This window comes from Symbiobacterium ostreiconchae, from assembly GCF_055396975.1.
Genome location: NZ_AP042454.1, coordinates 907,545 through 930,116 on the forward strand (window position 1 = coordinate 907,545; position 22,572 = coordinate 930,116).

At 69.7% G+C, this 22,572-nt stretch carries 16 protein-coding genes; 8 read left to right on the top strand and 8 right to left on the bottom strand.

The genetic code is table 11. From position 1 onward, the window contains the following. Window positions 1-13 precede the first annotated feature (13 nt). The 8 genes from ACZ5UM_RS04555 to ACZ5UM_RS04590 all read right to left on the bottom strand — a co-directional run bounded on the left by ACZ5UM_RS04555 (window position 14) and on the right by ACZ5UM_RS04590 (window position 10,932). Window positions 14-1,009 carry an ATP-binding protein gene (locus ACZ5UM_RS04555; RefSeq protein WP_464847169.1) on the bottom strand — a complete coding sequence of 332 codons (996 nt, stop codon included), beginning with the start codon at window positions 1,007-1,009 and terminating at the stop codon, window positions 14-16. Continuing rightward, window positions 999-2,030, bottom strand: a complete 1,032-nt coding sequence (locus ACZ5UM_RS04560; RefSeq protein WP_464847170.1) for a DnaD domain-containing protein — start codon at window positions 2,028-2,030, stop codon at window positions 999-1,001. The genes ACZ5UM_RS04555 and ACZ5UM_RS04560 overlap by 11 nt, the downstream gene beginning before the upstream one ends. A gap of 178 nt (window positions 2,031-2,208) precedes the next feature. After that, a complete protein-coding gene (locus ACZ5UM_RS04565) occupies window positions 2,209-4,476 on the bottom strand; it encodes a thiamine pyrophosphate-dependent enzyme (protein ID WP_464847171.1) in 2,268 nt (755 codons plus the stop codon). Between the two features lie 7 nt (window positions 4,477-4,483). Beyond that, a complete protein-coding gene (locus ACZ5UM_RS04570) occupies window positions 4,484-5,515 on the bottom strand; it encodes a 2-oxoacid:acceptor oxidoreductase family protein (protein ID WP_464847172.1) in 1,032 nt (343 codons plus the stop codon). Window positions 5,516-5,757: 242 nt separating this feature from the next. Continuing rightward, the gene (locus tag ACZ5UM_RS04575; RefSeq protein WP_464847173.1) at window positions 5,758-7,128 is read right to left on the bottom strand and encodes a PepSY1/2 domain-containing protein; all 1,371 of its coding nucleotides are present in this window, start codon (window positions 7,126-7,128) and stop codon (window positions 5,758-5,760) included. A 12-nt stretch (window positions 7,129-7,140) separates the two neighbouring features. After that, entirely contained in the window at window positions 7,141-7,602 is a 462-nt protein-coding gene (locus tag ACZ5UM_RS04580) for a cell wall hydrolase (protein ID WP_464847174.1), read from the bottom strand. A 121-nt stretch (window positions 7,603-7,723) separates the two neighbouring features. Next, entirely contained in the window at window positions 7,724-9,118 is a 1,395-nt protein-coding gene (locus ACZ5UM_RS04585) for an outer membrane protein assembly factor BamB family protein (protein ID WP_464847175.1), read from the bottom strand. 338 nt (window positions 9,119-9,456) lie between these two features. Then, the gene (locus ACZ5UM_RS04590; protein WP_464847176.1) at window positions 9,457-10,932 is read right to left on the bottom strand and encodes an aminotransferase class I/II-fold pyridoxal phosphate-dependent enzyme; all 1,476 of its coding nucleotides are present in this window, start codon (window positions 10,930-10,932) and stop codon (window positions 9,457-9,459) included. 157 nt (window positions 10,933-11,089) lie between these two features. On the opposite strand from ACZ5UM_RS04590, the gene ACZ5UM_RS04595 reads away from it, so the two are divergent. From ACZ5UM_RS04595 to ACZ5UM_RS04630, 8 genes are all read left to right on the top strand, one after another. Beyond that, window positions 11,090-11,818 (top strand): YetF domain-containing protein, encoded by a 729-nt coding sequence (locus ACZ5UM_RS04595; RefSeq protein ID WP_464847177.1) that lies wholly within the window; start codon window positions 11,090-11,092, stop codon window positions 11,816-11,818. 27 nt (window positions 11,819-11,845) lie between these two features. Further along, the gene (locus ACZ5UM_RS04600) at window positions 11,846-12,223 is read left to right on the top strand and encodes a hypothetical protein (RefSeq protein ID WP_464847178.1); all 378 of its coding nucleotides are present in this window, start codon (window positions 11,846-11,848) and stop codon (window positions 12,221-12,223) included. Between the two features lie 143 nt (window positions 12,224-12,366). Continuing rightward, window positions 12,367-13,512 (top strand): TolC family protein, encoded by a 1,146-nt coding sequence (locus tag ACZ5UM_RS04605; protein ID WP_464847179.1) that lies wholly within the window; start codon window positions 12,367-12,369, stop codon window positions 13,510-13,512. Between the two features lie 13 nt (window positions 13,513-13,525). Beyond that, window positions 13,526-14,125, top strand: coding sequence for a TetR/AcrR family transcriptional regulator (locus ACZ5UM_RS04610; protein ID WP_464847180.1), 600 nt, complete (start codon window positions 13,526-13,528; stop codon window positions 14,123-14,125). A gap of 11 nt (window positions 14,126-14,136) precedes the next feature. After that, entirely contained in the window at window positions 14,137-16,470 is a 2,334-nt protein-coding gene (locus ACZ5UM_RS04615; protein ID WP_464847181.1) for a carboxypeptidase regulatory-like domain-containing protein, read from the top strand. A 21-nt stretch (window positions 16,471-16,491) separates the two neighbouring features. Next, the gene (locus tag ACZ5UM_RS04620; RefSeq protein ID WP_464847182.1) at window positions 16,492-17,571 is read left to right on the top strand and encodes an efflux RND transporter periplasmic adaptor subunit; all 1,080 of its coding nucleotides are present in this window, start codon (window positions 16,492-16,494) and stop codon (window positions 17,569-17,571) included. Further along, window positions 17,568-20,654, top strand: a complete 3,087-nt coding sequence (locus tag ACZ5UM_RS04625; protein ID WP_464847183.1) for an efflux RND transporter permease subunit — start codon at window positions 17,568-17,570, stop codon at window positions 20,652-20,654. The genes ACZ5UM_RS04620 and ACZ5UM_RS04625 overlap by 4 nt, the downstream gene beginning before the upstream one ends. A gap of 154 nt (window positions 20,655-20,808) precedes the next feature. Then, window positions 20,809-22,572 (top strand): ABC transporter ATP-binding protein, encoded by a 1,764-nt coding sequence (locus ACZ5UM_RS04630; RefSeq protein ID WP_464847184.1) that lies wholly within the window; start codon window positions 20,809-20,811, stop codon window positions 22,570-22,572.

Consider the following 22,572-nt stretch of genomic DNA (forward strand, 5'->3'; position numbering starts at 1 on the left):
AAACCTGCGAGACTCACGGCCGGCCCTCCGCCCGCAGGCGCAGCACCCGCCGCACGTCCTCGCCCTCCAGCGTGAGGGCCTCAAACCCGTAGAGCAGCCGCGAGGCGATGCGCTCCCCGTAGGTGTCGAACAGCTCGCTGGCGCGCAGGTTGGTCGAAACCACCATGGGCATCTGCCGGTTCAGCCGCAGGTTGATGAGGTTGAACAGCTCCTGGGCCACGAACTCCGTCACCTTCTCAGCGCCCAGGTCGTCCAGGATGACCAGGTCCGCCTCCAGCAGCCACTGCGCCGACGCCCGGAAGTCCCCCTCGTCGTCGAACTTCTCGGTGCGGACGAGGTCGACGAACTCCGCCAGCGTGAAGTAGAGCACAGTCTTCCGGGCGGCGATGACGTGGTTGCCGATGGCCGAGGCCAGGAAAGTCTTCCCCAGCCCGACGGCCCCCTGCAGGAGCAGGGAGGTGCGGCACCGCCCCTCGGCCACCGCCTGGGCGAAGCGGCGGCAGTCCGCCAGGACCCCGGCGTTGTGCTTCCGGTTCTCCGGCGGGTAGACGGTGAGGTCGAAGCGGTCGAAGGTCTGTTCCCGGAGGGGACCGGTGAGGCCCGCCACCCGGTACAGGTCTTCGATCTCCTCCTGGATGAGGCAGCTGCACTTGCGCGGGGGGGCGACCGTCTCGCCCGCCTCGGGATCCCGGATCCAGCCGGTGTTCTGGCACCGGGGGCAGTCCCAGTGCACCTCCAGCTCCCGGGGGTCGATGCCGTGACGGCGCAGCAGCGCCTCCCGCTCCTCGGAGAGGCGGAGGGACCAGTCCCTCAGCTCCTCGAAGGTCATCTTGAAGCGGGTCGGACGCTTCAGGTACAGGCGCGCGAGGTCCAGGCCGATCTCCGCCTGCAGTTCCTTGATCTCGGCGAGACGGGGCACGCGCGCGAAGATGGCCGCCTCCCGCTCGGCGCGCTCCTGCTCCAGCTGGCGGATGCGGGCCTCCCGGCGCTTGGCCCGTTCAATCGTCATATCGCTTAAAGACGACCTCATAGTAACTATCATCCTTCTTCTCGCGCTTCAAGATGACGTTGGACTGCCCGGACCCTCTGCGTCCCCCGCGGGCGGCACGGGCAGACTCCACGCCGGCCGCGGCGGTGCGCCGCTTCTGCTCCAGCATGCGGTCCAGGTCCGCGCGGGTGCGGATGCCTTCCTGCAGCCAGCTCTCCAGCACCTTGTTCGTGTACTGCAGGGGGTTCTTCGCGCCGGCCGCCTGCTCGCAGGCCTGGAGGATAACCTCGTCGTCGAAACCCCATTCCTCGTACCAGCGCTCGATCATCGCCTGCTCCGCGGCGGTCAGCGGCCGCTTGATGCCCAGAGCCTGCGTCGCCCTGCGGTGGCGGGCCACGGTCTTCTGGTGCTCCTCCAGGTACGCGGCCACCTGCGCCTGCGTCTGCAGCCCGGCCTCCGCCCACTCCCGGGCGATCGCCTTCAAATAGCTCATGCGGGTGACCCCCTGCCGGAGACCCTCCCGCAGCACGGCTTCCACCATCTCCACGGTGAACCCGAGCTCGTCCACCCACTCGAGAATCTCCCGCACGTCGCGCGCCGAGAGCGAGCGCCCCAGCAGCTGTTCGGCCAGTGCGACAGCCGGGTGGGGCCCCTTGCGGGCCTGCTCCTTCTGGTGCTCGTGCCAGTACTCCTCCCAGACCGCGAACAGGCGCGCGAAGAGCGGGCCGAACGAGAACGTGATCTCGTTCTCCGTCACGTGGTCGCAGCGGGTGATCATGTCCTCCTCCAGCTGCAGCACCAGCGTGCGGACCTGGTCGAAGTCCCGGGGCGTGCTGCGGCGGGTGACCGTATAAACGCTGTAGGGACTCTCTCCCGGTCCGCCCACGCATGCGAGCACGGCAAAAATCTTGCCGATCCGGTCGTAGTCCAGACCGAGATCCAGCGTGTAGTCGAAGAGCATCCGGGGGATGTTGACGAAGCCCCGCTTCATCATCGCCTCAAAAAAACCGAACTCACCCGGCCCGTCGGGCCCGAGCGCCATTCGGCACCCCCCCTTTCCCGAAATCGGTCCACCCGCGCGCCCGGGTGCGGCGCGCAGTCCTGTGGCGTCGCGAGTTTCTCCGTGACCCGCGCAAACTCCTGCCCTGCCCGGGCAGCCCCGCGCGGCGCAAGGCGCGCGGAAGGCCGCCGGCGGCTGCCGGCGGCCTTCCGCGCTTTCCCTACAGCTCGGGATGCTCGCTCATCGCCTTGATGCGTCGGAACCGGCGGTCGACCTCCCGCTTGAACTCCTCCAGCACGTCGGCGAACTCGGGCTTCAGCAGGTGGCGGGTCTTGCCCATCATCTTCAGCCAGTCTTCCACGGGGATCTTCCGGCCCTTGGCCTCGGGGTCGTAGGTGAGCCGGGTCTTGCCCCGCTCCACCTCATAGAGCGGGAAGAAGTTGCAGTCCACCGCGGCCTGCACGATCTTGGTGCCCATCCGGTCCTCAGAGAGCCAGTTGAGCGGGCAGGCGATCAGCAGCTTGCCGTAGACCAGGCCGACGTTCTTCGCGTACCACTGGGCCTTGGCCGCCTTCTTCCACAGGTCCTGCGGCTGCGACTCGACGGCCGTGAAGACGTAAGGGATATGGCAGGCGGCCATGATCTGCGGCGTGTCCTTGTGGTGGAACGCCTTGCCGCCGCCCAGGCTGCCCACGTTGGACGTCGCGGTCTTGTGGCCGATGGGCGTGGAGTACGAGAGCTGGGAACCGGTGTTCATATAGCCCTCGTTGTCGTACTCCAGGATGATCATCTTGTGGTTGCGCAGCGCGGCGCCGATGGCCGGCCCCATGCCGATGTCCATGCCGCCGTCGCCGGTCACCATCACAAACGTAATGTCCTCGCCGACGTCGATCTCGCCCCGGCGCTTCTTCTCGTGGAACACCTCCACGACGCCGGAAAGCGTGGCGGCGCCGTTCTGGAACAGGTTGTGGATATACGTGACCCGGTGGGCCGAATAGGGGTAGCCCGTGGTGACCACCATCGCGCACCCCGTCTGGAACAGGACCACCACGTCGCCGGAGAGCGCCCGGAAGAAGTTGTCCAGGGCCGGGAAGATGCCGCAGCCCGGGCAGGCGCCGTGCCCCGGCGTGATGCGCTTCGGCATGCCCATCATCTGGCGGGGCGGCGGCACGGTGACCTTCAGCTCGTCGCCGACCACTTCCACCTTGACCGGCGACTGCTGCTCCTCCCGGGTCAGCGGCCGCACCACCGGCAGCGGCTGGGTCTCGGTGGCGGCGGTGGTGCCGTGGTAGTCGAACGGCACCTCCACCCGGCCCGTGCGGGCCATCTCCAGCGCGAGCTCGTAGAACGCCTCGGCGTCGGCGGGGTAGAAGTCCTTGCCGCCCAGGCCGTAGATGCGGGTGGCCACCAGCGTGCGGTTGTCCGGGTCGTCCTTCAGCGCGGACTTGATCTCGTGGGACAGGTTCCCCCCGCCCGACCCGTAGGAGTCGGCCCGCTCGCCGATGACGACCGCGGCCACGCCCCGCAGGGCCTCCCGGATCTCGTCAGCCGGGAACGGACGGAGCACGTGCAGCGTCAGCAGGCCGGCGCGCACGCCCCGCTCCCGGAGCTGGTCCGCCACCTGCTTGCCGGTGTCGGCCGCGGAGCCCAGCAGCACCAGGGCGACGTCCGCGTCCTCCATGCGGTACCGCTCGACCATCTCCAGCCGGCGCCCCGAGAGCCGCTCCCACTCGGCGAAGACCTCGGGAATCACCCGCCGGGCCGCCTCCATGGCCAGGTGCAGCTGGTACTTGTTGTTGATCAGGTCCGGATCGTTCATATACGGGCCGAAGGTCTGCGGATTGCGCGGGTCCAGGGCGTGGGGGAAGCCCTCAGGCTGCGGCCCCACAAACGCCTGCAGCACCTTCGGATCCTCGAAGTAGGAGACCCGCCGCTTCTGGTGGCTGGTGAAGAACCCGTCGAAGCCCACGATCACCGGCAGCCGCACGTCAGGGTGCTCGCCCACCCGGACGGCGATGGGGTGTAGGTCGTAGACCTCCTGCGGGTTGTTGGCGTATAGGATGATCCAGCCCGTGTTCAGGGCGAAGTAGAGGTCAGAGTGATCGCCGCGGATGTCCAGCGGCCCCGACACCGACCGGGTGACCAGGTCCAGCACCATCGGCATGCGGGTGCCCGACTGGACCGGCATCTGCTCCAAAGCGTACAGGTACCCGTTGGCCGAGGTGGCGTTGAACACCCGCCCGCCGGCCACCGCGGCGCCGTAGCAGATGCCGGCGGCGCCGTGCTCGCCGTCGCCGGCGACCATCGCGATCGTGTTCTCGCCCTCCACCCGCATCTCGTCGACGAACTCGGCGATTTCGGTGGACGGCGTGATCGGGTAATAGCCCATCAGGTGGAAGTTGATCTGGCTCGCGGCCAGCGCGGCCATCTCGTTGCCCGACTTGAAGTCCGTCTTCTGGACCCTCAGCTGCTCCTCTTTCAAAGCCATCGGCCGCTCACCTCCCCACCGCCAGCAAGTGGTCGTGCCTTACCGTGTGCGCGTCGGCCCAGCCGTCCTGCTCCCGGATCTCCCGCAGGGCGTCCACCGGGCAGGCCTCCACGCACTTCAGGCAGCCCTTGCAGTACTGATAGTTGATGCCCTTCAGCACCATCGCCGGCCGCCCCCGCTTGTCGACCCCCTGCTCCCAAACGAAGCAGAAGTCCGGGCAGACCAGGTCGCACTGCGCGCAGTCGATGCACTTCTCCCGGTCGAACTCCGGCAGGAAGCCCTGGCGGGAGGCGCTCAGGTCCTTCAGCGCCATGTTGCCGGGGTTGGGGATCACGCCGCCGATGGGCATGTTCAGGTACCCGTACGCGGCCGCCGAAGGCCGGCCGCGGGCGGCGCCCGCCTCCCCGGAAGGGCCGAAGTACTCGAACTGGATCTCCTCGTACCCCCGCTCGAAGCAGCGCAGGTTGCCCGGCACGGTGTGCGGGTACTTCTTCGAAAACGTGTCGGTGATGAGCGCCTTGATCGCTTCGGGGTCGAGGAACTCCGCCGCGCGGGCGATCGCCCCGAGCACGGCCATGTTCACCCGGGAGCCCGTCTCCACGGCGATCGTCGTGGCGTCGAAGGTGCCGATGGTCACGTCGTCGACGCCCAGCGCATCCCGGATTTCCTCCGGCCGCTTGCGCGTGTTGACGATGACCACGCCGCCCGGGCGCAGGCCGGCCACCACCGGCTGCGTGCGGATCAGCGCCTCGTGGAAGATGCAGACAATATGCGGCTCCTCGATGGGCGAGCTGATGCGGATCGGCGTGTCGGGCTCAGCGAAGCGGATGAAGGACTTCACGGGCGAGCCCTTCTTCTCGGAGCCGTAGGAGGAAAAGTTGGCGCCGTTCAGGCCCTGGTAAAGCACACCGGCCTCGGCCAGCATCTTGCCGGCGATGTTGGCGCCGTAGCCCCCGATCGACTCCAGGCGGATGTTGAAGAACCCGAGCTCGTCCTTGACGGGGAGCCGGGCGGTTCCCTGCGTGGGGGTCGCAGCCATAGGAGTCTCCCTCCCCTGCACAGTCGTCCTGCCCGGCACGAAAGGACCACCCTCGTGCGTTGTCGTAGGCAGAAGGTACTCCCACTATAGCACGTCAAGGCTTCTCCTGCCAATAGTGGTTTTCGGGCGGCGAAATGCACATTTTCACCGGCGAAATGCATCCGCTCATCTGCCGGGAGCTCCGGGCCTCGGCGCGCGAAAGGGGCTGTCCCCGGCGTTCCGGGCGGACAGCCCCTTTCACCCTATCCTTCCTGCATCGGCGGGGCCGGATCGCCGACCGAGCGGATCAGGTCCACCTCCGTGCCGTCCATGGCGTCCACAAAGACCCGGAAGTGCTGGTCCTCCACGCGCCCCGGCACCTCCCAGACCAGCCGCTCCTGCCCCCGGCGGTCGGCGATCAGCGAAAGGCGCGGCTCTCCCGTGACTGTGAGGCGCGGGGAGGTGCGGGAGGCCGCCTCTTCGGCGCTGAGCCGCGGCGGGGGCAGATCGCGCTCGACGTGATTCACCCAGTAGGCGCGGGCGTCGTACCCCACCAGTTCGCCATTGTCCATCGCCAGCATGACCCGGATCATCTCGGTGTGGACCGCGACGCCGCCGGCGACCGGGGCGAAGTCCATCACCAGGGTCCCGTCGTTCTCCGCGCTGGACACCAGGGCCACTTCATCAAAGCCCCACCGGGCCAGCATCTCCTTCGCCTTCGCGACCAGCTCCGCGGGCGCCGTCTTCTTTTCGGTGACCGCCCGCCCGTCGATCATGTACACCACGTGACCGCCGTGCACCGAAACCCCGAAGCTCATGGGCAGCCCGTTCTGCTTCTTGGCATCGAAGTAGTAGAGCGAGAGCCCCCGTTCGGTGTCCTCCGGGTCGTACACGCCCGTCTGCACCGGCTCGCCGGACAGGGGCATGTCCACGAAGCGCTTGATCGCCTCCGCAGCGGCCGCGGCGTCCACCCTGGGACCCGGATCCGTCTGGGGGCGCGGCAGCTGCGCCTTCTCCGGCGCCAGCGCGTTCTCCTCCCCCGGCGGCACGGGCAGATTCTCTTCCAGGAGCATCACCGACCGGGTGATGGGCGTCGCGGCCTTCCCGCTCTGCGCCGGGCTGGTCGCCTGCACCGTCGGGTGCCAGCGGATCAGGTTGTTCCCCACCAGCCCCAGCAGGTTGGACAGCTCCTCCTCAAAGAAGACCGCCTGCTTGCGCAGTTCCATGAGGTGGGACCAGTCCTCCTCCGTCAGGGCTTCGCCGACGCTCAGCTTGTGGTGCTTCTCATCAGACTGCGCCCGCAGGGTGTTCAGGAAGTTGGCGATGCGCGGGGTGTTCATGGTCGTGAACGGCAGCGTCGACATGTGCTCCACCGCCTGCGCGCTGAACACCCGCAGGTCCGCCAGCAGGCTCTCCTGGAGCCTCGGATCGCTGGTAGCCACGAGCTTGGCCATGCGCTCCTCGATGTTCTCGCTGGTCCACTTCAGCTTGTGGAACGCAGCCATGTACTTGTTTTCCGCTTCCCGCAGGTACTGGTTCTTCAGGCGGGTCTGGTACGCGCCGAAACCCATGGCGCCCACCAGCGCAACCCCGAGCAGCAGGTACGCCCAGACCTGCCCCTTCTGCGACTTCACGGCACCGGCCTCCTACTTCGCAAAGATGTGCTTGCCGATGGTCCGTACCTGCTCCCGGGACCAGATGAACGCGTTGCTGGTCTTGGCCGGGGCGAAGAAGTAGAGCGACCCGTTGGAGGGGTCCCAGCCGGCCAGGGCCGCCCGCGCCGCCTTGAAGCACTCCTCCGTCGTCTCCTTGTAGATCTCCCCGTTGGAGACCGACTCGAACGCATGGGTCTGGTAGACCACCCCGGCCACCGAGTCCGGGAACCGGTTGTCCAGCGTCCGGTTCAGGATCACGGCCGCCACGGCCACCTTGCCCTCGTACGGCTCGCCGCGGGCCTCGCCGCAGACCACCTGGGCCAGCAGGTGCAGGTTGTCCTTGGCCGCCCGGCTCTCCGCGAACGTCCGGTGACCGTCGAACGTCGCCTCCGGCCACAGCAGCAGGAGCCCGGCGGCGCAGACGGCCGCGGCCCATTTCAGCAGCCTGTGCACGGACCTCTCCTCCCTCGTCTGCCGTTGGTGAACCCTAGTCTCTCTGGCCGCGGCCCGCTCCATGCAAGAACAGAAAGACCCGGCCCCCGATCCCGGGGCCGGGACACGCAGGTGCGGCCGCTCATTCCGCTGCGGCCGTGCTGTAGGCGGCCAGCGAACCGTCTGCCAGGGTGACGAAAATCCATCCGTCTGCCAGGGCCATCGCCACGGCCGGAGCCGGGAGGGGCACCGACCAGGCCAGCCCTCCCTGCGCTCCGTCCCAGGCTGCCAGCGCCGGATCGGGGGTCGCCCACACGTGCAGGTCGCCCGCCAGCAGGTGGGCAGCGCCGGTGCGTGCCGCCGCGGGCCCGCCTTCCGCCTCCCACACGGTCTGGCCCGTGAACAGATCCGCCCAGAGCCCGGGGTAGCAGACCGCCTCTCCCCGCACCGCCGCAGCCGTCTGCAGATCCGGCCGGCGCCACACCTGCTCGCCGGTCAGCGCATCGACGGCCCGGCCGCCCACCACCACCAGCAGCTCGGCGAAGACCGGTGCGCAGGGGTCGGCCGCCGCCTGCCACAGCGCCGCCCCGGTCAGCGCATCCAGGGCCCACAGCGTGCCCGTTTCGGTGACGGCGTACAGCCGCCCGTCGCCCAGGGCCACCGGCTGCACCACCGGCCCGTCCAGCAGCGCCTTCCAGACCACGGCGCCGGTCTTGGCCTCGACCGCCAGCGCGCCGCGCGCGGACCCGCAGTACAGGATGCCCTCGGAGGCAACGGGCGAGCCCAGGCCCTCCTCCGGCGCGACCTGCCAGACCGGCGCGCCCGTCCGGGCTTCCACGGCCCGCATGCCCCCGGACTCGCAGAAGTAGACCAGCCCGTCGTAAGCGACCGGCGCGGGCAGCGCTTCCGCGCCCGGCCCGCCGGCCCGGTCGGGCCCGTCTCCCGTCCGTGCAGCCGGGGCGCCGGACCCGGCGGGCAGCCCGCGGGCCTTCCAGCGCACCCTGCCCGTCGCCTGGTCCAGCGCGTACCAGATGCCGTCGCCGAGGCCGGCGAAAACCAGGCCGTACCGGGTCACCGGCGCGGAAGGCGCGAACCCGGACGGCTTCCCGGGGCGGCGGGTCCACCGGAGGCTGGGCGGCGCCGCCGGGGTCACCGGGCCGTCCGCCCCGCGGCCCGGGTCCCGCCCCAGCATCGGCCAGTCCGGCCCCGGCTCGGGCGGTTCCGGGATGACCAGCCGCTGCCCGGGCTCGACGAACTCCGGGTGGGCCAGCTGGTTGGCCAGCATGATCGCCTTCACCGTGGTCCCGTAGCGGGCCGCCAGCGAAAGGGCCGTCTCCCCCCTGCGCACACGGTGCACCACGCCCCCCGGCGGCGGCGACGGCCGCTGGCCGGGGCGGGGGATCAGCAGGGCCTGGCCCGGGCTGATCGCGTTGGGGTCTTTCAGCCGGTTGGCAGTGACGAGGGCGTGAACGGTCGTCCGGTAGCGCCGGGCGATGGCAAACAGCGTCTCACCTGGCTGCACGAAGTAGAAGACCATACCCCGACCTCCGTCTTTTTCCCCATGGTACGCAGCGGGAAGCGGAGCGGTCTGCACGTGGAGATTTTTCCTGTTCGTCGCGCGAAAACTGTCCACCGCGTCTCCCCAGTTTGACCACAAGTTATCCACAATGCCCGTGGATATTCTTTCGGCCTGATCGAACAAAGCCGCGCCGGGTGGGCGTTTCGGGGAACGAGAGTTCTCCACAGGCCGCGGAAAACCTGTGTACAACTCTCCCCGCGGCCAGCCCGTTGTCGAAGGGCGGGGCAGGCCAAAAAGCCGGGAACGGCCCCACGCCGCTCCCGGCTTTTCCAGTAACTTGTCGACAATCCTATAGCTTAACGATGCGCGTCCTTGACGACCTTCACCATCTTGACCTCGGGATCCTCCGTGCCCTGCACGGGCAGCCCGGCCTGGATGCACTCGTTCAGGTAGTCCAGGTTCTCCTGGGCGACGATCTCGCCAGGGAGCAGGATCGGGATGCCCGGCGGGTAGACCATGATCGACTCGGCGATCACCCGGCCTTCCGCCTCCTGGATCGGAAGCACTTCCGTCTCCGCGTAGAAGGCCGTGCGCGGGTGCATCGCGAGGATGGGGGTCACGGGCACCTTCACCTTCACCACGTTGGCGGGCCGCTGCCGGTAGAAGCGCCGGGAGATCTCCCCGAGCGCGGCCACCAGCGCGTCCACGTCCTCCTCCGTATCGCCCAGCGAGATGATGCAGAGGATGTTATAGAGGTCGGAGAGCTCCACCTCGATGTTGAACTCCTCCCGCAGGAGGACCTCCACCTCCACGCCGGTCACGCCCAGTTCCTTCACATTGATGCAGAGCTTCGTGGGGTCGAGGTCGAAGCGGGAGGACGACTGGCCGACCACGTCCGGCCCCAGGCAGTACAGCCCCGGGATTTCGTCAATCTGCCGGCGGGCACGCCGGGCCAGGCGCACGGCCCGGTCGATCAGCTCCCGCCCCCGGGTGGCCAGCTGCTTCCGGGCGACGTCCAGCGATGCCAGGAGCAGGTACGACGTCGAGGTGGTGTGCAGCATGGAGAGGATCGCCTGCACCCGCCCCGGGTTGATGAACCCCTCCCGCACGTTGAGGATGCTGGTCTGCGTCAGCGACCCGCCCAGCTTGTGCACCGACGTGGCCGCCATGTCGGCGCCGGCCTGCATGGCCGAAAGGGGCAGCTCGTCGTGGAAGCAGAGATGGACGCCGTGGGCCTCGTCCACGAGCACCGGGACGCCGCGGGAGTGGGCCAGCTCGACGATGCCCTTCAGGTCCGCCGCGACGCCGTAATATGTCGGGTTGATGACCAGCACGCCCTTCGCGTCGGGGTGCTGGTCCAGGGCGTGGCGCACCGCCTCCAGGCTCACCCCGTGTGCGATGCCCAGGTCGTAGTCCAGGTCGGGGTTCATGAATATGGGCAGGGCCCCCGACAGCACAATGCCGGTGAGGACCGACTTGTGGACGTTGCGGGGAACCAGAATCTTGTCACCGGGCCCGCAGACGGTCATGATCATCGTGATGATGGCCCCGCTGGTGCCCTGCACGCTGAAGAAGGAGTGGTCTGCCCCGAACGCCTCTGCGGCCAGGGCCTGCGCCTCCCGGATGATGCCGTGGGGGTTGTGCAGGTCGTCCAGGGGGGCGATGTTGATGAGGTCGATGGCCAGGGCGCGCTCGCCGATGTACTCGCGGAACTCGGAGGCCATCCCCGCGCCCTTCTTATGGCCGGGGATGTGAAACTGGATCGGGTTGCGCGCGGCGTGCCGCACCAGCCCGGAAAACAGCGGCATCTCGTGCTGATTCACGGTCCTCACCTCCTGCAGGGGCGTGTGGGGTTGCATCCTAACGCAGTATAACAGAACTGGGCCGTGTGTAAACCACCGCGAGGTTCCCAATGCAGCGGACTGGCCCGTGTGCCCGGCGCTGCACGGCGGGCGGACTGCGGCGAATCTCCCGGTTGGAGGTGGAACGTTGGGTGAAGTCGCCATCGTCCTGATCCGGTCCACCATCACGTTCCTCAACCTCCTGATCCTGTGCCGTCTCCTCGGCAAGACCCAGGTGAGTCAGCTCACCTTCTTCGAGTACGTCAGCGGCATCACCCTCGGGTCGCTGGGCGCAGAGCTCTCCACCAACCTCTCCCTCCGACCGTGGCCCGTGTTCGTGGGCCTGTTCGCCTGGGGCGGCCTCACGCTGCTGACGCAGTGGATCGCGCTGAAGAGCCGGTGGATGGCCAAGATGCTGGACGGCGAGCCCGTCATGCTGGTCTACCGGGGCCAGATCCTGGAGGAGAACCTGCGCCGGCTGCGGATGCGCGAGAGCGAGCTTGCAGAGCTGCTGCGGGCCCAGTCCGTCTTTCACTTTGACGAGGTGGAACTGGCCATCCTGGAGCCGCGGGGCACCCTCTCCGTGCTCAAGACCGCGGAGAACCAGCCGGTCACGCCGGCTGATCTCGGGCTTCCGGCGTCCTCCCGGGGTCTGGGCGTCGAGCTGGTGGTGGACGGCGAGGTCATGGAGCAGAATCTCCGCCGGGTGGGCGTCAACCGGGCCTGGCTGATGGCGAAGCTGAAGGAGCAGGGTGTGAAGAGCCCGAAGGAGGCCTTCATGGCGGTGGTGGACGCCGACGGCAAGCTCTACGTGGACCGCTACACCGACCGGGTTCCCCGTACCCACGACCTCAGCGACTATCCCGGGCCCAACTGAACCGGAGGAAGGAAGGGAGGCGCTGCCGTGAGAGGGCGCTTGCTCAGGATTCTCTACTACGGACTGCCCGCGCTCATCGTCGCCGTCTCGGTGCTGGCCCTGAACTCCGGGACCTTCCTGAAGCGGCCGTTGGGAAGCCACGACGACGTCGCGGCACACCTCCGGCAGCTTCTCGACCACACGGAAGGGGAGCGCTGGGAGGACGCCGGCGGCGCCGTTCACGGGCTGAGCGAGGCCTGGCGGCGGGTCCGCGGCCGGGTCCGGCTCACCTCCACCCTGGAAGAGGTCGAGACCTTCGACCTGGAGCTCGCCGGACTCCGCGGGGCGCTGGAGACCGGCGACGCCGCGCTGGCCCGCATCAGCGCGCACCGGCTCCTGGCGCTCTGGGAGGATCTCGGTTCCTGAACCGAAAATCGTGCTCATGGACGTACCTGGCAGCCGCTGGGTACGTCCTTTCCTATTGACGCCATCTGCGGCGGGGCGTAGAATGAGTGAGTGCTCACTCCCATCGTTCCGCAGATTCGATCCCCGGAGGGTGATGTCCCGTCATGCAGATTGTGCGATCGCTGGTATCCCTACTGACCGCACTGGCTCTCCTGGCCGGCGCGTGGACGGCGGCCTCCGCGGCACCGGCAGACGCCGGGCCGGTGGACGGCGTCACGGCCGCCGGTGAAGCGTCCGTGCGCATCCTCTCGCTGCAGGAGGCCCTCGGCCTGGCCGAGCGGTACAACCCCGGGCTGCGCATGGCCGCGCTCCAGGTGGAGGCGGCCCGGGCGGCGCTGGACGCCGCGCCGGCCAACACGCCGGCCCTCGCCCCGCTGGCGTCGGCCTTCCTGCAGTCCCAGTACGGACTGACGATCCCGGCCGAGGCCATTACGCCCGGGGCGGTCGGCCAGCAGGCCGTTTACGCCTATGAACAGGCCGCGGCGCAGTACCAGACCGCCCGCCAGCAGGTCAGGGCCGGCGCCCTGCAGGCCTACGTGGAGTGGCAGAAGGCCGCAGCCACGGTCCGGGCGCAGCGCGCCGCGCTGGAGCGCACCGAGACACAGCTCGCCAACGTGGAGGCCGCCGTCGCGGTGGGCAGCGCGGCGCCGTACGACCTGCTGCAGGTACAGGTCGCGCTGGCCGGCCAGCAGGCGGCCCTGGCGGGTGCCGAGGCCATGGAGCAGGGGGCGCGCAGCGCCCTGGGGGCAGTCATCGGCGTGCCCCTGGCGGCCGACGTGCAGCCGGAGCCCCTCTCCCTGCGCGCCGCAGACGTCCTGCTGCCCGACGACCTGGAGGCGCTGATCGCCCGGGCGGTTCAGCGGCGCCCCGATCTGCGGGAGGCCGCCGCGCAGCTCGCCGGCCGCCGCCTGCAGACCGGCCTCGTCGCCGAGGGCGGGACCGCGGCCCAGGTGCAGGCCGCCGCGTCCAGCTACGGGATGGCGCTCTCCCAGGCCCGGGCCCAGGTCACCCAGGCCTACCTGGCGGCCAGAGGATCCGTGGAGGAGCTGAAGGCCCGGGAGAAGGCCGTGGAGATGGCGCAGGAGGCGCTGCGGCTGGCCGAGCTGCGCTACGAGGCCGGCATCGCCACCTGGGTCGAGGTGCAGACCGCCTCCGCGGCGGCGCTGGAGGCCGAGGCGGGGCGCATTCAGGCCGCTGCCGGCCTGCTGCTGCGGCTGCTGGAGCTCAGCCACGCCGTCGGTGACGGGTAAGGAGGCACGGCGCATGGAAGCGACACGGGACCGCATTCTCGAAGCAGCGCTGCACCTGATCAGCGAGCGGGGCTACAACGGCGCCACCACCGCCGAGATCGCCCGCCGGGCCGGCGTGGCGGAAGGCACCATCTACCGGTACTTCAAGGACAAGAAGGAGCTGTTCATCGCCTGTGTGGAGCCGGTGGTGCACGAGGCCCTGCGCCGCGAGCAGCGGCTCCCCCGGACCGGCGACGTGCGCGAACTCATCCGCCTGCGCATCCGGGAGGTCGTCCGGATCATCCGGGAGAACCGCGCGGTCTTCAACGTGCTGTTCACCGAAGGCCGGTTCCACCCGGAGATCGCCGACATCATGCTGCAGCACGTGGTCTCCGCCTACACCGAGGAGGACCGGGAGACCTTCGTCCGGGCGCTGGGCGGCCGGCCGGTCAACCCGCTGCTGCCCATCCTGCTCACCGTCGGGCTGTCGGCCGCGATCTGGGCGATCCTGCAGGTGGGTCCCGGCACCCCCGCTCCCTTCGCCGGACTGCTGCCGCCCGACTGGTACGACCGGCTGGACGACGACGTCGCTGACTTCTTCACGAACGCCATATTTGCGTCAGGAACAGTATAGAGGTGTGAGATATGCGTAAGTTGATGGCCCTGGTACTCTGCGCCGCGCTGCTGGGCCTCACCGCCCCGGCGGCGTCGGCGGCTGACCTCTCCTTCCTGGTGCCCGCTACGGCTCCGCCCCTGCACGTGACGGTGATCAGCACCGACGGCACGCCGCTGCCGGAGGCCGAGGTGCAGGTCCTCACCCCCGGCCTGCCCGGCATCGTCTCGGTCCGCACCGACCAGCAGGGCCGGGCCACCCTGGCGCTGCCTCCCGGCCAGAGCTTCTGGCTGCGGGTCTGGGCCGACGGGCACGGCCTGGTGGAGCGGGCCTACGTCCCGGCCAGCGACGGCGCCGCCCTCACCCTGACCGCGGCGCCGTACACGGCGTACCTCACCGGCCTGGTGCTGGACGCCCGGGGCCTGCCGGTCGCCCGGGCCACCGTCGAGCTGTTCCGGGCCGGCTACGGCCTGGAGGCGTCGACCCGCACCAACGACCTGGGCGTCTACACGCTCTCGGCCGTCCGGGCTGACGGCGAGTACACCCTTCAGGTCCGGGCCGACGGGTACCGCCCCGCCTCCCAGGAGATCGGCCCGCTGGACCCCCGCCGCCGGAACCAGGTGGACCTGACCCTGCCATTCGCCACCGGCCGCGTCACCGGAGAGGTCGTCTCGGGGACCCGGGGCACGCCGGTCTGGGACGCCACGGTACAGCTCCTCCTGGACGGCTGGGGCCCGGTGGCCACGGTGCGGACCGACCGCACCGGCTACTTCGCCGTCGCAGCGCCGCCGGCCGAGGGCGGTGTGTACCGGCTGCGCGTCTCCCGGTATGACCATGAGACGATCACGACCGCCCCCTTCACCCTGCAGGAAGGCGGCTGGGTCGATTTCAGCGGGGAAGACCGGCTGGTGCTGAACCGGCTGTACGCGGAGCTCGCCGGCAAGGTGTTCGACGAGAGCGCCCGGCCGATGCAGGATGTCGAGGTCCACCTGCAGCGGGCCGGCGTGGGCACCGTGCAGATCGCCCGCACGGACGAGGAAGGCCGCTTCACCTTCCGCGAGGTCGTGGGCGGCACCTACCGGGTGCGCGCCTTCCCCGGCGGCTCCCTGGTCAGGAGCGACACCGGCTGGATGAACGTCGCGGGCGGCGAGCGCATCTCCGCCAACATCGTCGCCGAGGCGCCCGATACTTACAGCTACGGCAGCGCCGTCCTCTCCGGCACCGTGAAGAACCACCTGGACGAACCGGTCGCCGGGGCCGAGGTGAAGGTCGTCCGCGGCTCCCAGACCTGGACGGCCAGGACCGACGAGGACGGAAGGTACGACATCAGCCTCCCGGCCAACATCCCGACCTCGCCGGCCGATGACCCCGGCACCGGCTACCACGTGAGCGTGAAGGTCTCCGGTTACCTGTACACCGACCAGCCCTTCGCGGAGGAGGGCCTGCCGCCCTCCCTGGTGGACCTGCGGCGGGGGAACAACACCGCGGACTTCGTCCTCCAGCCCGAGCGGGCCGCCGTGGCCGGCCGGGTGGTCGACGACCGGGGCGAGCCCCTGGCCGGCGTGAAGGTCGGTCTCCGGGAGGAGGGGCGCAACCGGATCACCGAGACCACCACCGACGAGAGCGGCCGGTACGAGTTCAAGGACCTGCCCGTCGCGAAGCAGACCCGCTACCTGCCGGTCATCACCGACCCGGCGTACGTGAACGGCGCCGTGGCGCCCGACGGCGCCCAGCGGGAGCCAGCCCCCCTCAACCCGGCCGCGCCCGGCAACGTGGTCCTGGTCGCCCGCCCCGCCGAGACGCTCTTCCTGGGGCTGGTGCAGGCCGGCGATGACCGTCCGGCTTCCGGAGCCCAGGTGACCGTCGTCCGCACCAGCGACGGCGAGACCTTCAGCGGCCAGGTCGGGGAAGACGGCAGCTACGCAGTCAGGGTGCCGGCTGCACCCGGCGAGGCCTACCTCATCCGGGCGGCCAGCGACGACGCCGTCCTGTCTGCCGCCGGCGGCGTGCTGCAGCCCGGCACGAACTTCGGCGTCCAGGCCAATCTGACCACCCACGTGCCCGCTTCGATCACCGGCCGGGTCGTGGGCCCCGACGGCACGCCGCTCGCCGGCATCCGGGTGGTGCTCTACGCAGAGGGCAGCCACGCCGCGGACCGGTTCGCCTACACCAACAACGACGGCATCTACCGGTTCACCGATCTGGTGCCTGGCCGACGGTACGCGCCGGTGGCGGTGGATCCGTCCTCAGGCCTCCGCAGCAGCACGGCGCCCGGCGAGGTCGTCATCACCCCCCTGGTCGGTCTGCCGTCGGGCGAGACCGTCTGGGCCGACATCCGGCTGGACGTGCTGCCGGCCGTCCCCTGATCCCCTGGAGGTGCGCGTGAGATGAAGCGTTTTTTCCCCGCGGCATGGCTGGCGCTGTGCGCCCTGATCCTGTCGGGCTGCGGCCTGGCCTCCGGCCAGAACAGCGAACCCACGGTGGAGGCCGTGGCGGTTGCGGTTACAGAGGCCCGCACCGGGACGCTCACCGCCATGAGCCGGGCCTCCGGCCAGCTGAGTCCGATCCGGAGCGTCGTGATCACCGCCAAGGTCCCGGGCAAGGTGGTCGCGGTGCACAAGCAGATGGGCGACGCCGTCCAGGAAGGCGACCTCCTGGCGGAGCTGGATGACAAGGACCTGGCCAGCCAGCTGGCCGCCGCGCAGGCCCAGTACGCCCAGGCCGAGGCCCAGCGGGCCGAGGCGGCCCGGCAGGCCTCCCGGCTGGAGATGCTCCTGGAGCAGGGCGCGGTCTCCCGCAGCCAGGCGGAGCAGATCCGCACCCAGCTGACCCTGGCGGAAGCCCAGGTGGAGGCGGCGCGTGCGCAGCTTGAGCTGGTCACCTCCAGCTACGAGGGCGCCCGCATCACCGCCCCGGCCGACGGCGTGCTGGCGGCCCGTTACGTGGAGCCCGGCGGCATGGTCGGCGCGGGCACCCCGCTGTTCCAGTTGGTCGACCTCTCCACGGTGGTCGTGGAGGCAGGGGTGGCCGAGGCGGCCATCAACGCCGTCCGCCCGGGGGTGGCGGTCTCCGTCTCCGTCCCCGCGCTGGGCCGGACCTTCACCGGCGAGGTGGAGTCCGTGAGCCCGCAGATGGACCTGCAGACCCGCTCCTACCGGGTGCGGGTCACCCTGCCCAATCCCGACGGCGTGCTGAAGGGCGGCATGTTTGCCGAGGTCAGCATCCCGCTGTCTGAGCAGGACGGCGTGCTGGTGCCGGTCGAAGCCCTGGTGGAAAGCGGCGGCGAACCCCACGTGTACGTGGTCAGGGACGGCGTGGCCCACCGCACGCCGGTCACGGTCGCCGTCCGCTCCGACGAGCAGGCGCTGGTCGAGGGCGTGGCCGCCGGCGACCAGGTGGTGGTGGCGGGGCAGAACCGGCTCTACGACGGCGCCCCCGTGCGCGTGGGAGGAGGGCCTGACCAGTGAGGCCCCTCATCCGGTTCTCCATCCGCCACCCAGTCCCCACCATCGTCTTCTACCTGATCACCGCCGTGATCGGCGTGGTCTCGCTGACCCGGCTTCCCCTGGACCTCTACCCCGCCATGGAGTTTCCCCTGGCGGTGGTGGTGACCCGGTACGAGGGGGCAGGGCCGGAGGAGGTCGAGGCGCACGTCTCCCGCCCCATGGAGGAAGTCGTGGGCACCGTGCCCGGCGTCACCAAGGTCTCCTCCTCCAGCTCCGAGGGCACGTCCCTGGTCATCGTCGAGTTTGACTACGGCACCGACATGGACCAGGCCGCCCTCTCCATCCGCGAGAAGGTCGACCAGGTCCGGGGCTACCTGCCCGACGGCACGGAGGCCCCCATGGTGTTCAAGATCGACCCCACCGCGCTGCCGGTGCTGACCATCGCCCTCACCGGCTCCGACGACCTGGCCGAGCTGAAGTCCCTGGCCGAGGACCGGATCAAGCCGCGGCTGGAGCGGCTGCAGGGCGTCGCCTCCGTGAACGTCAGCGGCGGCCTGGAGCGGGAGATCCAGGTGATCGTCGACCCCGCCCGCCTGCAGTCCTTCGGCCTCTCCATGACCCAGGTGGCGCAGCTGCTGGCCTATGAGAACCTGAACCTCCCCGGCGGCGAGGTCCCCGAGGGCACGGTCAACCTGCTGGTGCGCACCATCGGCCAGTATGCGTCCGTCGATGAGATCCGCGACCTGCGGCTCGGACCGGTGCGGCTGGGCGACATCGCCGAGGTGCGCGACACCTTCGCCGAGGCCGAGTCGATGGTCTGGCTCAACGGGCGTCCCGCCGTCTCGCTGGACATCCAGAAGCAGAGCGGCGGCAACTCCGTGGCGGTGGCCAACGCCGTCAAGGCCGAGCTGAAGAAGATCGAGGCCGAGCTGCCGGGTCAGGTGCAGGCCACCGTCCTCTCCGACACCTCCCGCATGGTGGTCACCTCGCTGGAGTCCGTCGCCACCAACGGCCTGCAGGGCGCCATCCTGGCCATCCTGGTGCTGCTGTTCTTCCTCCGGCACCTGCGGGCGACCTTCGCCATCGCCGTCAGCATCCCCGTCGCGATCATCTCCACCTTCGGGCCGGTCTTCTTCAGCGGCATCACGCTCAACATCATCTCGCTGGGCGGCCTCGCGCTGGGCGTGGGCATGATGGTGGACTCCTCCATCGTGGTGCTGGAGAACATTTTCCGCCACAAGGAGATGGGGAAGGACATCGTCCAGGCGGCGGAGGACGGCACGGCCGAGGTGGGCCTGGCCGTCACGGCCTCTACCCTCACCACGGTCGTCGTGTTCCTCCCCGTGGTCTGGATCACTGGTCTGGCGCAGCTCTTCTTCCGTGAGCTGGCGCTGACCATCTCCTTCTCCCTGATGATGTCGCTGCTGACCTCTATGACGCTGGTGCCGATGATGGCCCCCCGGCTCCTGGAGGACCGTCCGGCCCGGCGCGAGAACCCGCGTATCGCCCGGCTCTCCGCCTGGATCGCCGGGCGGCTGGAGCGGCTGGAGGCCGTCTACGGCCGGCTGCTGGACTGGGCCCTCGGGCACCGGTGGCAGGTGGTGGCCATCGGGGCCGCCTCCCTGGCCCTGTCCCTCCTGGTCCTGGGGCGGATGGGCCTGGACTTCATCCCCACCAGCGACACCAGCGAGTTCCGGGTCAGCATCCAGATGCCGCCCGGCACCCAGTTCGAGCAGACCCAGGCGGCCGTCGAACGGGCGGTGGAGCAGATCAAGGATCTGCCCGAGCTGCGCAGCCTCTACGTCGCGGTGGGCGCCTCCGGCAGCGCTTACAGCACCGGCGGCGAGTCTCACCAGGCCTTCATCTCCGGCGCCCTCTCCCGGCCGGATGAGCGGCGCCGCAGCCTGCAGGAGGTCGTGGAGGACGTCAGGAACCGCATCGTGCTGCCCGGCGCCAAGGTGACCGTCTCCACCGCCGGCATGATCGAGACGGGCGGCAACGACATCGAGGTGCAGATCAAGGGGCCTGACCTGGAGGTGCTGCGGGAACTTTCGCAGCAGGTCCTGGCCGAGGTCGCGCAGGTGCCCGGCGCCCGCGGGCTCGACACCTCCATCAGCGAGGGGCTGCCCGAGATTCAGATCCGGGTCGACCGCGCACGGGCCGCCTCTTACGGCCTCAGCGCCAGCCAGGTGGCCGCGGCCGTCCAGTCGGCGGTGCGCGGGCAGGTGGTCACCCAGTACCGGGTGGGCGGCGAGGAGGTCGACATCCGGCTGCAGGCCACCGAGAGCGCCCGGAACAACGTGGACGCGCTCCGGCAGCTGCCCATCGCCACCCCGCTCGGGCAGACCGTCCCGCTGGGCGAGCTGGCGGAGCTCACCCGGGGCGTGGGCCCCACCACCGTCGACCGCGAGGACCAGATGCGCGTGGTGAAGATCATCGGCCAGATCCACGGCCGTGACCTGGGCAGCGTCACCAACGACATCAAGGCGCGCCTTTCCCGCCTCCCGCTGCCGTCGGGATACGAAATCGGCTACGGCGGCGACTACGAGCTGATGGATGAGGCGATCAGCGGCCTGCTGCAGACCCTGGTCTTCTCCGTCGCGCTGGTCTACCTGGTGATGGCGGCACAGTTCGAGTCGTTCCTGCACCCGTTCGTCATCCTCTTCACCATCCCGCTCGCCCTGGTGGGCGCGGTGCTGGCGCTGGTGCTGACCGGCCGGAGCATGGACATGTCCGCCATGATCGGCCTCATCCTGCTGGCAGGCGTGGTCGTCAACAACGCGATCGTCCTGGTGGACTACATCAACCAGCTCCGCCGGCGCGGGCTGGACCGGGACGAGGCCGTGCGCATCACCGGCCCGCGGCGGCTGCGGCCGGTGCTGATGACCACCCTGACCACGGTGCTGGGCCTCCTGCCGCTGGCCCTGGGGCTGGGCGAGGGCGCCGAGCTGGAGGCGCCGCTGGCCACCGTCGTCATCGGCGGCCTGACCCTCTCCACCCTGCTGACGCTGGTGGTCATCCCGGTCGTCTATACGCTCTTCGACGACCTGGTGGCAAGGGTCCGCCGCCGCGTTGCGGCCCGGGCGGAGACGGCAGCCATGTAGCGGCTGCGCATACCGATCCCCCGGTGCAGACCGGGGGATCGGCGCTTTTCGGAGCACTCAGAATCACGCGGAACTCAAGGCACGCAGGGGACGTCTATTCATGTTGCGGGCCACTGATCTCTCGTCAACCTTACGTTGAAGCGGCGAGGTGCTTATGTCGTCCTCTCACAGCTCTCTCTTCCGGTTTCTGGGCCGCTACAAGTGGCGTTACCTGCTGGGCGTCCTGGCCTTGGCCGGCACGGACCTCCTGCAGCAGGTCACGCCCCGCCTGATCGGCATGTTTGTGGACGACCTGGAGGCCGGGAACCTGAACGTCGCAGGGATCTACCGGTATCTGGCATTCATCATCGGCACGGCCCTCTTCATCGCCTTTCTCCGCTTCGTGTGGCGGATTTTCGTCTTCGGCACCGCGCGCCTGGTCGAGCGGGACCTGCGCGCAGACCTCTTCGCGCACCTGGAGCGGCTCTCCGCTTCCTTCTTCCACCGGCACAAGACCGGCGACATCATGGCGATGGCCACCAACGACCTCCAGGCGGTGCGGGGCATCGCCGGCGAGGGCGTGCTCATGGTCGCGGACGCGGTGGCCATGACCCTCTTCACGCTCATCGCCATGATCTCCACCATCGGGCTGAAGCTCTCACTCTGGGCGCTGCTGCCGCTTCCGTTCCTGGCCGTGCTCATCGCGGCGGTCGGGCGGGCGATCTTCGCCCGCTCCCGGGCGGTGCAGGACAGCTTCGCCCGGCTCTCGGACGTGGTGCAGGAGAACATTTCCGGCGTCCGGGTCGTGAAGGCCTACACCCAGGAGGCGGCGGAGGAAGCCAAGTTCGACGAGGCCAACCGGGACTACATCCGCCGCTTCATGGCGATGATGCGCATCGACGGCCTCTTCGACCCGGTGGTCAACCTGTTCGCCGGGCTCTGTTTCGTCGTCGCCCTGCTGGTCCCCGGCCGGGCGGTCCTTCGCGGCGAGATCTCGCTGGGTGATTTCTCCGCGCTCACGATGTACATCGGCATGCTCATCTGGCCGATGATCGCGGCCGGGTGGGTGGTCCACATCATCCAGCGGGGCTTCGCCGCCTTCGCCCGCATCCGCGAGGTGCTGCTCACCGAACCCGAGGTCCGGGATGCGGCGGAGACCGTGGTCCCGGAGGGCGGCCGGATCCGGGGCGAGATCGTCATCCGCGACCTCACCTTCCAGTACACCCCCGACTCGCCGCCGGCGCTGGACGGCATCAACCTGCACATCGCCCCGGGCCAGACCCTGGGCATCCTCGGGCGCACAGGCAGCGGCAAGTCCACGCTGGCCTCGCTGCTGGCCCGGGTCTTCAACCCGCCCCGGGGCACCATCTTCATCGACGGCGTCGACGTACTCGACCTGCCCCTCGATCTGCTCCGGCGCTCCATCGCCGCTGTGCCCCAGGAGGCCTTCCTCTTCTCCCGCACGGTGGGCGAGAACATCGGCTTCGCGCCGGGCGAGTGGACTCCGGAGCAGATCCGGCAGGCCGCCCGCACGGCCCACGTGGAGCAGGACATCCTGGAGTTCCTGCCCGACGGGTACGAGACGATGGTCGGCGAGCGAGGGGTGACGCTCTCCGGGGGCCAGCGGCAGCGGGTGAGCCTGGCCCGGGCCGTCCTGAAGGACGCCCCGATCCTGGTGCTCGACGACTGCCTCTCCGCCGTCGACACCGCCACCGAGCAGCGCATTCTCAGCGGCCTGCGGCCGGTGATGCGAGAGCGCACCACCATCATCATCTCCCACCGGGTCGCGGCGGTGAAGGCCGCGGACCAGATCATCGTGCTGGAGCGCGGCCGCATCGTGGAGTCCGGGACCCACGAGGAGCTGGTCGCCCTGGGCGGCCGCTACTTCCGCACCTACCAGCGCCAACAGCTCGAGGAGGCCATCGCCAGCCTCGAGTAG

Excerpts from the sequence above, each read along its gene's own strand:
- ACZ5UM_RS04555 (WP_464847169.1), bottom strand. The coding sequence starts at position 1,009 with ATGACGATTGAACGGGCCAAGCGCCGGGAGGCCCGCATCCGCCAGCTG.
- ACZ5UM_RS04560 (WP_464847170.1), bottom strand. The coding sequence starts at position 2,030 with ATGGCGCTCGGGCCCGACGGGCCGGGTGAGTTCGGTTTTTTTGAGGCG.
- ACZ5UM_RS04565 (WP_464847171.1), bottom strand. The coding sequence starts at position 4,476 with ATGGCTTTGAAAGAGGAGCAGCTGAGGGTCCAGAAGACGGACTTCAAG.
- ACZ5UM_RS04570 (WP_464847172.1), bottom strand. The coding sequence starts at position 5,515 with ATGGCTGCGACCCCCACGCAGGGAACCGCCCGGCTCCCCGTCAAGGAC.
- ACZ5UM_RS04585 (WP_464847175.1), bottom strand. The coding sequence starts at position 9,118 with ATGGTCTTCTACTTCGTGCAGCCAGGTGAGACGCTGTTTGCCATCGCC.
- ACZ5UM_RS04605 (WP_464847179.1), top strand. The coding sequence starts at position 12,367 with ATGCAGATTGTGCGATCGCTGGTATCCCTACTGACCGCACTGGCTCTC.
- ACZ5UM_RS04610 (WP_464847180.1), top strand. The coding sequence starts at position 13,526 with ATGGAAGCGACACGGGACCGCATTCTCGAAGCAGCGCTGCACCTGATC.
- ACZ5UM_RS04615 (WP_464847181.1), top strand. The coding sequence starts at position 14,137 with ATGCGTAAGTTGATGGCCCTGGTACTCTGCGCCGCGCTGCTGGGCCTC.
- ACZ5UM_RS04620 (WP_464847182.1), top strand. The coding sequence starts at position 16,492 with ATGAAGCGTTTTTTCCCCGCGGCATGGCTGGCGCTGTGCGCCCTGATC.
- ACZ5UM_RS04630 (WP_464847184.1), top strand. The coding sequence starts at position 20,809 with ATGTCGTCCTCTCACAGCTCTCTCTTCCGGTTTCTGGGCCGCTACAAG.